This is a genomic window from Rathayibacter sp. VKM Ac-2927 (assembly GCF_022815525.1).
Classification (GTDB): domain Bacteria; phylum Actinomycetota; class Actinomycetes; order Actinomycetales; family Microbacteriaceae; genus Rathayibacter; species Rathayibacter festucae.
In genome coordinates, this window is the sequence record NZ_JALGRT010000008.1 from 54,774 (window position 1) to 67,536 (window position 12,763).

Sequence of the window (12,763 nt, forward strand, 5' to 3'; positions counted from 1 at the left end):
CGAAAGCGAATTGTTCACGGTAACATCGCGCCCAGTACCGATCTCAACGACGAGAGGCCCCACGAATGACGACGAGACGACGGATCCCGATCGCGACCGCGGCGGTGATGGCGCTGACGGCGGGACTGCTCGCGGTCGGCCCGACCGCGCAGGCCGCACCGGCCACCTCCCTCGACAGCGCGAAGGTGCTCGAGCTGCCCTTCGACGGCAGCATCACCGACACCAGCGGTCGCGGCAACACGGTCGGGATGCAGAAGGGCGCCGCCGCGTACGGCACCGGCCTCGCCGGCCAGGCCTTCGAGTTCACCGGTTCCAACGCGGTGTCGCTCGGCACCGACGCCCGCCTCCAGCCCGCCGACCTCACGGTCTCGTTCTGGTACAAGCCGACCGCCGCGATGACCGGCGAGCAGGTCTTCACCTGGAACAAGACCGCCTACAACTCCGACGGCTGGTACCTCACCTCCGAGAGCGACGCGACCCCGCTCGCGCTCTCGATCGGACCCTCGACCGGACAGCCCTACAAGGTCGCGATCGACACCGCCCGTGCCGGCTTCTTCCCGACGAACGAGTGGACCCACGTCGTCGCCAGCTACGACAAGGCGACCAAGCAGGTCGCCTTCTACCGCAACGGCGTGAAGCAGCCCACCGTCACCAAGTCCGAGGCGACCGGAGCGGCCACCGGCGTGCTCGGCTCCGAGGGCACCTCCACCAAGACCCTCGGCTTCAACGGACCGCAGTACAACGGCGCGCACCTGCGCGGGCTCCTCGACGACTACGTCCTCTACGGCAAGGTAGCCACGACCACCGACGTCGTCGCCCTGACGAAGGCGCACAACGCGTCCTTCGACCCGGCCGCCGTCGCGAAGGCCGACCTCGACGCCGTCACCCTGCCCGCGAGCACGAGCACCGGCTTCTCCGTGCCGACCCGCGGCGCGAAGGGCTCCGACCTCAGCTGGACCTCCTCCGACGAGGCCGCGATCGCGATCTCCGGCGGCACCGCCACGGTCACCCCGCCCACCGGCGCCGCGACGACCGTGACGCTCACCGGCTCCTCGACCTACGGCGGCAGCACGGCCGTCACCCGCACCTTCGCGATCCAGGTGCAGCCGAAGGGCGTGAAGAGCTCGAGCTACCTGCAGGAGGCCGGCCTCTCGGACGTCACCGTCCAGGACCCGTACCTCGACAACGGCGAGCAGCAGACCGTCGAGTACCTGCTCAGCCTCGACCCCGAGATGTTCCTGCACTCCTTCTACACGCAGGCCGGTCTCACCCCGACCACGGCCGGCGGCTACGGCGGCTGGGAGCGCGAGAGCGGCACCCGGTTCCAGGGCCACTTCTTCGGCCACTACATCTCCGGCCTCTCCCAGGCCTACGCGAGCGAGCAGGACGCGACGACGAAGGCCGCGCTGCTCGCGAAGCTGACAGCCTCCGTCGACGGCCTGAAGAAGGTCCAGGACGCCTACGCCCTCAAGGACCCGGCCAACGCCGGCTACGTCTCGCCGTTCCCGGTGAGCTACCTGCCCTCCGGCGCCGACGGTCTGCTCGTGCCGTTCTACAACCTGCACAAGGTGCTCGCGGGCCTGCTCGACGCGCACCAGTACGCGCCCAGCGCCGTGTCGGCGGAGGCGCTCGTCGTCGCCGACGGCTTCGGCTCCTGGATCACGACCTGGGCCGGCCGCCAGGCGGACCCGGCACAGCTGCTCAACACCGAGTACGGCGGGATGAACGAGGCGCTCTACCGCCTCTACGAGACCACGCAGAAGCCGGCGCACAAGCGCGCGGCCGAGTACTTCGACGAGACGGCCCTCTTCCGGAAGCTCGCGAACAACGAGGACGTCCTCAACGGCCTGCACGCGAACACGACGATCCCCAAGCTGATCGGCGCGCTCAAGCGCTACACCCTCTTCACCGACGACCCCGCGCTGTACGCGACGCTGACCGCCACCGAGAAGGCGGACCTCGACATGTACCGCCGCGCCGCCGAGAACTTCTGGCGGATGGTGGACGAGAGCCACAGCTACGCGAACGGCGGCAACAGCCAATCCGAGCACTTCCACGGCGCGGACACCCTCTACCAGTACGCGACCAACGGCCAGACGACCGGCTACGGGGAGAACTCCACCTCCGAGGGCTGCAACATCTACAACATGCTCAAGCTCACCCGGGCGCTGTTCCAGGTGACGAAGGACGTGAAGTACGCCGACTTCTACGAGAACGCGTTCATCAACGGCGTGCTCTCGGTGCAGAACCCGGAGACGGGCATGGTCACCTACTTCCAGCCGCAGACCGCGGGCTACGCGAAGGTGTTCGGCGAGGAGCACGACGAGTTCTGGTGCGATCACGGCACCGGCGTCGAGAGCTTCACCAAGCTCGGCGACTCGATCTACTTCGAGGGGCCGAAGACGGTCTACGTGAACCAGTTCCGCTCGTCGGTGCTGAGCTCGGGCGGCAGCAATCTCAAGGTGACGCAGACGGCCGACATTCCGAACACCGACACCGCGCGCTTCACGATCGCGGCGCTCGGAGCGGGAGCGGTCGCCGACGGCACCACGCTGCGCCTGCGCATCCCGGCCTGGGTCGACGGCGCGCCGACGCTCACCGTGAACGGCGCCGTCCGCGACGTCGCCGCGCTGACCGAGGGCGGCTACGCGGTCGTCCCGGTGGCGGCCGGCGACACCCTCACCTGGAAGCTGCCGGCCGCGGTCGCCGCGGTGGCGAACACCGAGAACGCGAACTGGACGGCCTTCACCTACGGGCCCGTCCTCCTCGCGACCGAGCTGAACCGGAACAACGTCGACGCCTCCTACCCCGCGGGCGTGCTCGTGCAGATGAGCGTCGCCGACAAGACGGTGAACTCGAACGTGGTCGTCGCGAACGCGGCCGCGTGGAAGTCCGCGGTGAAGCAGAACCTGCTCCGCCTCCCGAACGGCGCGAACGGCAACGGGACGACGACGATGCGCTTCGGCATGACGAACGTCGACGCCGCCTCCGAGGCCCGGATCTTCCAGCCGTACTACAGCCTCTACAACGCGCGCTACGCGACCTACATGACGCTCATCGCCCCCGACTCCGCGGAGGCCCAGGCGCTGATCCTCAAGGAGAAGCAGCAGCTGAGGGTGGAGGAGACGACGATCGACTCGCTCACCTCGTTCGACAACAACAACAGCGAGGCCGACAAGAACTACAGGTACAACCGCTCGGCGGTCGGCACCTGGCGCGGCGAGGGCTACCGCGACGGCGAGCGGTCGGCGGACGCGTACTTCCAGTACGACATGATCGTCGACCCGGCGCTGCCGAAGAACTACCTCGGCGTCCGCTACTACGGCGGCGACGCGGGGCGTACGTTCGACGTCTACCTCAACGACGTGAAGCTCAAGACCGAGGTGGTCTCGGGCGCCGCGGGCGCGCTGAACTGGTACGTGCAGTACGACGAGATCCCTCGCGCCGTGCTCGACGGGATCGCGGCGAAGGACAGCTGGAAGCGCAATCAGTCCGGCGCCTACGTCCTCGACGCCCAGGGGAACAAGGTCCCCAAGGTGACCGTGCGCTTCCAGGGCACCGGCACCGCGAGCAACGTCGGCGGCGTCTTCGGCGTCTACACGACGGAGTCGACCGGGTTCGCGACGAACGCGGAGCTGACGAAGCTGACCTCGTCCGTCGGGACGTTCTCGCCGGCGCTCGCCGCCGGGGTGCGCGACCTGACGCTGACCGTGCCGGTCCAGGCGACGAGCGTCGCGCTCGACCTCGACCCGGCCGTGGCCAGCGGACTGGTGAAGGTCGACGGCGTGCTGATCGACGACACCGTCGCCCGGACCGTGACCCTCGCGGCCTCGGGGACCACGAACGTCGTGATCACCTCCTCCGCGCAGGACCACACGACGCTCGCGACCTACCGGCTCGCGATCGTCCGGGCCGCTCCCGCCGCCGTGATCGACCTGACGGTCTCGGCCACGACGCGCTGCGTCGCCGGCAAGGTCGTCCTGACGACGACGGCCCGCAACGACTCGAAGGCCGCGGCGTCGATCTCGATCGCGACGCCCTACGCCACGAAGTCCTACCCGGGTATCGCGGCGGGCAAGAGCGCGACGCAGGCCGACACGACCCGCGCCGCCTCGATCCCGGCCGGCACCGCGACCGTCACCGCGACGGCCACGATCGACGGCACGGCGGTGACGACGACGAAGGCGGCCTCCTACTCCGCCCGCACCTGCGGCTGACCCCGCGCTGACTCCCTCCGCGAGATGCCACTTGTGCACGCTTTTCACGGCGTGTCGCGCTCAAAAGTGGCATCTCGCGGCCGGAGGAGGAGGTCGCAGCGTTACCGATTCGTTACCCGACTCGACCAAACCGGCACCACACTGCGAACGGGCAGGTCAAGGGCGGAGCATGACTCCCATGGAACAGACAGGGAAGAACCCGCGCGTGCCGAAGCTGCGGTTCATCGCGCTCTCGGCCGTGGCCGGCATCGTCGTCGCGGGCGTGCTGCTCGCGATCGCCGAGCTCGTCGCGCTCGCCGTCGCGAAGAACGCCAGCCCGGTGCTCGCACTCGGCGCGTTCGTGGTCGACATCGTGCCGCGCCCGCTCAAGGAGTTCGCGATCGAGACGTTCGGCGCGAACGACAAGATCTTCCTGCTGGCGAGCATCGGCGTCGCCGTTCTGGTCGCCGCGGCCCTCGCCGGCGTGCTGCAGCTGATCCGCCCGCCGCTCGGCCAGATCCTGCTCGTGATCGCCGGCGGCCTCTCGATCGCCGCGATCGTCACCCGCACCGGCGCGACCCCGCTGTCCGCGGTGCCCACCCTGGTCGGCCTCGTCGTCGCGATGATCGTCATGCACCTGACCGTCTCGCGCCTGCGCCGCTGGCGCGCCGCGTCCGCCGCCGAGAAGACCGGGGCGGCCCCCGCCGCCCGCCCGGTCGGCATCGAGCGCCGCGGCTTCTTCCGCGTCACCCTGATCGCCGCCGTCGGCGCCGCCGTGATCGGCGCCGGTGCCCGTGCCGTCAACGCCGCCACCTCGTCGCTCGCCAGCGTCCGCGACGCCCTGCGCCTGCCCAGCCCGCGCAGCACCGTCACGGTGCCCGCCGGCGCCGACCTCGGGATCGACGGGCTCACTCCGCTCTACACGCCGAACGCCGACTTCTACCGCGTCGACACCGCGCTGACCGTGCCCTCGATCGACCCCTCCACCTGGTCGCTGAAGATCTCCGGGATGGTCGACCAGGAGGTCACCCTGTCGCTGCAGGACATCTTCGACATGGGCCTCGACGAGTACGGCATCACCATGACCTGCGTCTCGTACCAGGTCGGCGGCGACCTCGTCGGCAACGCGAAGTGGCTCGGCGTGCCGCTGCGCGACGTGCTGAAGAAGGCCGGCATCCAGAGCGGCGCGGACATGCTGCTCTCCACGAGCGTCGACGGCTACACCGCCAGCACCCCGCTCTCCGCGGTCACCGACGAGAACCTCGACGCGATCCTCGCCGTCGGGATGAACGGCGAGGCGCTGCCCTTCGAGCACGGCTTCCCGGTGCGGATGGTGATCCCCGGCCTCTACGGCTACGTCTCCGCCACGAAGTGGCTGACCGAGCTGAAGGTCACCACCTTCGCCGCCGACGAGGCCTACTGGACCCCGCGCGGCTACGACGCCGAGGCCCCGATCAAGATGTCCTCGCGGATCGACACCCCGCGCATCGACGCCGCGATCCCCGCCGGTGCGACCAAGATCGCCGGCGTGGCCTGGGCGCAGACCACCGGCATCGCCAAGGTCGAGGTCAGCATCGACGACGGCGACTGGCAGGAGGCCACGCTGTCGACCCCGGTCAACCTCGACACCTGGGTGCAGTGGTACGTCGACTGGGAGGCCGCGAGCGGTGCCCACTACGTCGCCGTCCGCGCGACCGACGCCAACGGCATGCTCCAGATCGAGGACCGCGCGGGCGTCGCCCCCAACGGCTCCTCCGGCTGGCAGCGCACCCTCGTCCGCGTCAGCTGACGCCCGCGGCCCCCGCTCCGCGCTCTGCGAGCGCTCCTCGATCAGCATGAATCGGCCCGCCCTGCGACACGGCACGGCCCGCGCCATGCTGGTCGAGTAGCCGCGCAGCGGCGTATCGAGAGCCGGCGTTGCCAGCAGTGCGGCCGTGCAGACCCGGCTCCTGACTGTGGTGGATCTCGATACGCGCTCTGCGAGCGCTACTCGATCAGCATGCATCGCCTCGTACTGGTCGAGGAGTGCGGCGTCAGGCCTCGGGGCGGAAGCCGGCCGCGTGGTGCTCGGGGGCGAGGTGCGGGCCGGTGCCGAGCATGCGCTCGCGGAAGGTGGCGCCGGTGGGCTCGGGGTCGAGGCGGCCGCGGCGCCGCAGCTCGGGCTGCACGAGCTCGATGAAGTCGCGCATCGAGGCGAGGCCGAAGACCGCCTCGAGCATGATGCCGTCGAGGTCGGTCTCGTCCATCATCCGCTCGAGCTCGTCGGCGACCTCGACGGGGTCGCCGGTGATCGCGAAGCCGCGGGTGCCCTTGCCCTTCAGCTCGTCGAGGATCTCGCGCACCGTCGGCGCCGAGCCGTCCGGGCGGGTGAGGAAGCGCTCGATGTTGCTGGTGCCCATCTGCCCGGCCTGGTCGTCGAGCACCAGCTGCTCGGCGAGCGTGCGGTCGAGGTCGTAGGCCAGCAGATCGACGCCCGTGTTGCCGGCGTAGTAGTGCGCGGCCAGCTCGTCGGTCTGCAGGGCGTCGAACTCGGCGCGCAGCTGCGCCGCCTCCGCCGAGGTCGGCGCGACGACGATCGTGACGCCCACCATCACCTTGATCGACTCCGGATCGCGGCCGTTCTCCGCGGCCCGGCGGCGGATGTCCACGATGTCCGCCTTGACCTTGCCGTAGGTCGAGCCCTGCACGAACACGCACTCGGCGTTCTTCGCGGCGAAGGCGCGGCCCACCGGCGAGGTCCCGGCCTGGAAGAGCAGGGGCGAGCGCTGCGGCGACGGCGGCAGCGTGTGGTAGCCGTGCGAGCGGTAGAACTCGCCCTCGTAGGCGACCGGGCGGATCCTCTCGGGATCGGCGAAGACGTTGCGCTCGTGGTCGAGCACGATGACGTCGTCGTCGTTGCCGCCCTCCCAGAAGGAGAAGGCGACGTCGACGTACTCCTGCGCGGCGCGGTAGCGCTCGTCGTGCGGGACCATCGCGGACTGGCCGAGCATCGCGGCCATCGTGTTCTGCGAGGCGCCGGTGACGATGTTCCAGCCGATGCGCCCGCGGGTGACGTGGTCGAGGGTGGAGAACTTGCGCACCGCGTGCAGCGGGTGGTCGGCGCCGGTGGTGCTGGTGACCACGAAGTTCAGGCGCTCGGTGCCGACCGCCAGCGCGGGGATGAGGTACGCGCCGTCGAGCGCGAAGGTCATGCCGGCCTCGACGAGGACGTCGGAGAGCTCGCCGCGGCGGGAGGAGTAGCCGAAGGAGCCGCCCGCGAAGAAGAGGAAGTCGAAGCCGGCGTCGTCGAGGAGGCGCGCCATCCGCTGCCAGTAGTCGATGTCGCGGAAGTCGCCGTCGCGGCTGCGCGGGTGCGACCAGCTGATGGTGCCGCCGACGTGCGGGGTGCCCGCTTCGAAGACCCCGAGGACGATCCGCTTCTGCATGCTCTCCCGCGTTCCGGCCGGCGTCCGCCGGCACTGCTCCGGGAACCCTAGCGAGCGCGCGTTTCGGGGCTGTTGCGGGGGAGTGCGTGGGGTGGGTGGGTCTCGATACGCCCGCTGCGCGAGCTACTCGACCAGCATGGCTGCGGGCCGTCTCTTCCAGCCGACCCGCGCGTCAGCCGCCGACGCCCGTCAGGCCGAAGCGGAACTCGAGGCGGCCGTCGAGCGGCCGGACCTCGTACTCGGGGTGCGGGCGGGCGCCCCAGGAGTCGTCGCCCGCGACGCCGCGGCGGCGCAGCGCCGGGCGCAGCACGGTGCGCTGCACCGGCGGCAGCTCGTTCGGGTGCTGCGCGTTCTCGATCTCGTACGGGGTCCACGGCAGGGCCGAGAACTCCATCCCGCCGGCGCAGTCGAGCCGCAGCCCGAAGCCGGCGTCGTCGGTCACCTCGGCCCAGCGCACTCCGGTGCGGCTGCCCGACTCCTGCGGCTTCAGGTACGGGGTCAGCTCGCGCGCGACGTCGCTCTCCCAGACGTCGAGACGCGCGCCGAGCCGGCGGTCGGAGTAGCACTCGTCCGGTCCGTCGCCGTACCAGCGCAGCCGGTGCGCGTCGGCGCCGGTGGTCAGCTGCATCCCGAACTCGGGCAGATCTGGCAGTCCGTCCGGCACCGTCATCGCGACGGTCACCTCGATCCGCCCGTCACCCGTCACGCGGTAGTCGACGTCGCAGAACGTGCGCGGAGTGGTCGGCAGCTCGTAGCGGAAGCCGACGACCACCGCGTGCTCGTCGACGGACACCCGCGCCGTCCGCAGCGCCTCGCCCGCGGCCCGCGCGTAGCGGCTCGCCAGCAGCCACTGCCCGTCCTCGAAGGGACCGCCCCAGCCGCGCTCGTTCGAGGTCGGCGCGTGCCAGAAGGACGGCATCGGGATCGAGGTGAGCAGTTCCCGTCCGCCCTCGGCTCCGCCGCCCCAGCGGTACGACATCAGCCCGCCGTGCAGCCGGGAGAAGAGGACGCTGAAGTGCTCGCCCACGACGCCCACGTTGTGGGTGCCGTCGATGACCTCGGGCCGCGGCGCGTGCTCCGGCCGCGAGAACCCCGCGACCTCGAAGACGTGCTGCCCGCGCGCGACGACGTGCCCCGCCGGCGCCCACCGCGTGTCCTCGGCCAGCCGCAGCTCGACGTCGAGCGTGTACTCGCCCGGCAGCTCGGGCAGCGGCACCGGCTGCGAATAGGTCGATGACCCGCCCGCGGCCACATCGGTCGCGAGCTCCCGCTCCGCCAGCACGCGTCCCTCCCGCCGCAGCACGACGACCGCCGCGTACGCGGAGGAGGAGGTGGCCAGCAGCCGGTTCCCGATCACGATCTCCGCCGGCGAGACGTCGACGCGGAACGGCTGGTACAGGTGCGCGACCTCCTGCAGCTTCGGCGTCGGCGTGCGGTCGGCGAAGAGGATCCCGTTGCCGCTGAAGTCGCCGTCGTGCGGCGACTCCCCGCTGTCGCCGCCGTAGCCGAGGAACGGCACCCCGTGCCGGTCGGTCATCGCGACGGCCTGGTCCGCGAAGTCCCAGATGAAGCCGCCCTGGAAGAGCGGCTCCCGCTCGGCCAGATCGAGGTAGCGGTCGACCGCGCCGAAGGAGTTGCCCATCGCATGGGCGTACTCGCAGAGCAGGAACGGCTTGTCGCGGTGCTCCGCGAGGTACTGCTCGATCTCGGCGGCCGGCGTGTACATCTGGCTGACCACGTCGGTCGTCTCCGGGTAGCGGGAGTCCCAGTGCACCCCCTCGTAGTGCACCGGACGGTCGTCGACCGCGCGGAACCAGTCGGCGAGATCGCGGAGGACGGTGCCGCCGAACGACTCGTTGCCGAGCGACCACATCACCACGCTCGGGTGGTTCTTGTCGCGCTCGAGCAGGCTCCGCGCCCGGTCGTGCAGCGCGGGCGCCCAGCGGCCGTCGTCGCCGGGCACCGACTCGGCGAGCGGCGCGTCGAGGTAGCGGACGCGGTCCCACAGCCCGTGCGTCTCGAGGTTCATCTCGTCGATCACGAGGAAGCCGTACTCGTCGGCGAGGTCGTAGAAGCAGGAGTTGTTCGGGTAGTGGCTGGTGCGGATCGCGTTGACGCCCACCCGCTTCAGGATCCGGAGGTCCTCCTCCGTCTGCGCCCGGTCGACGACCCGCCCCTGCAGGCCGAACTCGTGCCGGTTGACCCCGCGGAAGACGACCCGCCGCCCGTTGAGGCTGAGCACGCCGTCCTCGATCGCGAAGCGGCGGAGCCCCACGGTCTGCGGGACCACCTCGGTCACGGCGCCGTCCGCGTCCCGCACGCGCACCGTCAGGCGGTGCAGGTGCGGGTCCTCCGGGCTCCACAGCCGCGGCTCCGCGAGCCGGAGGCGGTGCACGCCGTCCGGATCGAGCCGCAGCGGGCCCACGCCGTCGAGCTCGACCGTCGCCGAGCCCGCCCCGTCGAGCCGCAGCTCGACCGCGACCCCGGCACCGTCGTCGTCGACCGTGGTCCGCACGCGGAGGTCCTCGACGTGCGCGCGCGGGCGGCGCAGCAGCACGACGTCGCGGAAGATCCCGGAGAAGCGGAAGAAGTCCTGGTCCTCGAGCCAGGAGCCGGCGCTCCACTTGACCACCTGCGCGGCGAGCAGGTTCTCGCCGGGCAGCAGCGCCTCGGTGAGGTCGAACTCGCCGGGCGAGAAGCTGTCGGCCGAGAAGCCGAGGTAGACGCCGTTCAGCCAGAGCGCGATCGTGCTCTCGGCGCCGCGCACGTCGAGCGCGATCCGCTCGCCGGGCGCGAGCGGCGCGTCCAGCGCGAAGGTCGTCCGGTAGGAGGCCGTCGGATTGAACCGCTCCGGGGCCTGCCCGGGCAGGATGCTCTCGCGCCCGTCCCAGGGGTACTGCGTGTTCACGTACTGCGGGCGGTCGTGGCCGTGCAGCTGGATGTGCGCGGGCACGGGGATGAGGTCCCAGTCGCCCGCGTCGAACTCGGGCCGCTCGAAGCCGGCCGGCGCGTCGGCCGGGCGGGGCGCGCAGTGGATCCGCCACAGCCCGTTCAGCGACTGCTCGAACGAGCTGACGCCCGTCGCGGCCTCCTCCTCGGAGCGGAACCAGCGGTGGTCGGAGTGCGCGGGCCGCCGGTTCTCGGCGAAGAAGCCGGGGTCGGAGAGCCGCGCGAGGTCGAACCCGGCGGTCGACGCAGCCTCGCCCGGGAGCTCCGCGAGGCTCACTTGATCGCCCCGGTGATGCCCTCGGCGAAGGAGCGCTGCAGGACCATGAAGACGATGACGGTGGGCACCGAGGCGAGGAAGACGGCCAGCATCAGCACGCCGTAGTCGACCACGTAGCCCGCGCTGAGGTTCGAGATCAGCATCGGCATGGTCTGGAAGTCGTTGTTCACCAGGATGACCTTGGGCCAGAGGAAGTTGTTCCAGGCGGTCATGAAGGTGATGACCGCAGCCGCGGCGTAGGTCGAGCGCATCGACGGCAGGTAGATCCGGGCGAAGATGCCGAGCTCGCTGACCCCGTCGATCCGCGCGGCCTCGATGATCTCGTAGGGGAACGAGCGCGAGGCCTGCCGGAACAGCAGGATCAGGAACGGGGTCGAGATCGCCGGGATGATGACCGCGCCGAGGGAGTTGATCATCCCGACCTCGGCGAAGACCTGGAAGAGCGGGATCATCGTCGCCGCGAACGGGATCATGATCGCGATCAGCAGGACCGCCATCAGGAGGTCCTTGGCCCGCGAGTGGAAGACCTCGAAGCCGTAGCCGGCGATCGAGCAGACGATCAGCGCGAGCACCGTGGTGCCCACCGCGACGGTCGCCGAGTTCCACATCGCCGAGCCGACGTCCTGCAGATCGAGCAGTCCGGCGAAGTTGTCGAAGAGTGCCAGGCCCGGGATCATCCGCGAGTCGAGGACGTCCTGGCTGGTGTTCGTCGCCGAGACGGCCATGAAGTAGAGCGGGAAGATCGAGAAGAGCGCGAAGACCGAGAGGAAGAGGTACTTCGGCAGGCCGCGCAGCCGCGAGGACAGCGGCGCGCTGCGGACGGGGACGGACTCGCTCGGAGTGACGGACTCGACGTCCTCGATCGCGGGCAGGGTGCTGACGCGCTCAATCACGCTTGTCACCGACTTTCAGCTGAACGAACGCGAGGACCGCGACGAGGATGAGGATCACGTAGGAGAGGGCGGAGGCGTAGCCGAAGTTCGGGTTCTTCAGGAACGAGACCTCGTAGAGGTAGTGCGACATCGACATGGTCGTGTAGGCCGGGCCGCCTCTGGTCAGCGCCCAGGACTCGTCGAAGAGCTGCAAGGTCCCGTTCGTCGACATGATCGCGGTGAGCAGGATGATCGGCTTCAGCTGCGGGATCGTGACGTGCCAGAAGGTCTGCAGCGCGTTCGCGCCGTCCATCCGCGCGGCCTCGATGCTCGAGTAGTCGACGTTCTGCAGCGCCGCCAGGTAGAAGACCATGTTGTAGCCGGTCCAGCGCCAGAGCAGTCCGAGGATGATGACGAAGCGCCCGGTGTCCGGATTGCCGAGCCAGTTGATCGGCGAGTCCATCAGGCCGATGCCCATCAGCACGTCGTTGACGAAGCCGTCGTTGGCGAAGATCGTGCGGAAGACGAGCGAGTAGGCGACGAGCGAGACGGCGCACGGCAGGAAGATCGCGGTGCGCCAGAAGGTCTTGAACTTCAGGTTCCTGGTGTTGAGCAGGTTGGCCAGCACCAGCGCCATGATCAGCATCACCGGCACCTGGATGATCAGGTAGATGAAGGTGTTCTGCAGCGTCAGCCGGAAGATCTCGTCCTGCAGCAGGCGCTCGTAGTTGAGCCAGAACGGCTGCGCGTAGCTGAGGTTCGCCCCGCGGCCGGTCTGCAGCGAGAGCAGGAACGCCTGGATCATCGGCAGGAAGCTCACCAGGAAGATGAGCACCGCCGCCGGCAGGAGGAAGGCCCAGCCGGTGAGGCTGCGGCGGCGCTCCCCGGTCAGGCGGATCGGGCGGCTGCGGAGATCGCGCTGCGGCCGGGGTGGGACGCGCAGGCGCGGGCGCGGAGGGGCGGAGGTCGACACGGGCGGGCTCGCATTCTCGGAAGGAGAGGGACGGGGAGGGACGGGCCGGGGAGGAGGAGTCCTCCCCGGCC

General features: G+C 70.3%; 6 protein-coding genes. 2 read left to right on the forward strand and 4 right to left on the reverse strand.

Translation table 11 applies throughout. The features are described from left to right. Positions 1-65 precede the first annotated feature (65 nt). Both MT353_RS19465 and MT353_RS19470 read left to right on the forward strand, forming a co-directional pair. Positions 66-4,217, forward strand: coding sequence for a beta-L-arabinofuranosidase domain-containing protein (locus tag MT353_RS19465; RefSeq protein WP_243625653.1), 4,152 nt, complete (start codon positions 66-68; stop codon positions 4,215-4,217). A gap of 178 nt (positions 4,218-4,395) precedes the next feature. Continuing rightward, the gene (locus MT353_RS19470; protein WP_243625654.1) at positions 4,396-5,985 is read left to right on the forward strand and encodes a molybdopterin-dependent oxidoreductase; all 1,590 of its coding nucleotides are present in this window, start codon (positions 4,396-4,398) and stop codon (positions 5,983-5,985) included. A gap of 244 nt (positions 5,986-6,229) precedes the next feature. Here MT353_RS19470 and MT353_RS19475 read toward each other — a convergent pair whose 3' ends face one another. The 4 genes from MT353_RS19475 to MT353_RS19490 all read right to left on the reverse strand — a co-directional run bounded on the left by MT353_RS19475 (position 6,230) and on the right by MT353_RS19490 (position 12,692). After that, a complete protein-coding gene (locus MT353_RS19475; protein ID WP_243625655.1) occupies positions 6,230-7,621 on the reverse strand; it encodes an NtaA/DmoA family FMN-dependent monooxygenase in 1,392 nt (463 codons plus the stop codon). A 172-nt stretch (positions 7,622-7,793) separates the two neighbouring features. Continuing rightward, positions 7,794-10,847, reverse strand: coding sequence for a glycoside hydrolase family 2 TIM barrel-domain containing protein (locus tag MT353_RS19480; protein ID WP_243625656.1), 3,054 nt, complete (start codon positions 10,845-10,847; stop codon positions 7,794-7,796). After that, positions 10,844-11,740 (reverse strand): carbohydrate ABC transporter permease, encoded by an 897-nt coding sequence (locus MT353_RS19485; RefSeq protein WP_243581115.1) that lies wholly within the window; start codon positions 11,738-11,740, stop codon positions 10,844-10,846. The genes MT353_RS19480 and MT353_RS19485 overlap by 4 nt, the downstream gene beginning before the upstream one ends. Then, complete coding sequence (locus MT353_RS19490) at positions 11,733-12,692, reverse strand: carbohydrate ABC transporter permease (protein ID WP_243599744.1); 960 nt, start codon at positions 12,690-12,692, stop codon at positions 11,733-11,735. The genes MT353_RS19485 and MT353_RS19490 overlap by 8 nt, the downstream gene beginning before the upstream one ends. Between the last annotated feature and the right edge of the window lie 71 nt (positions 12,693-12,763).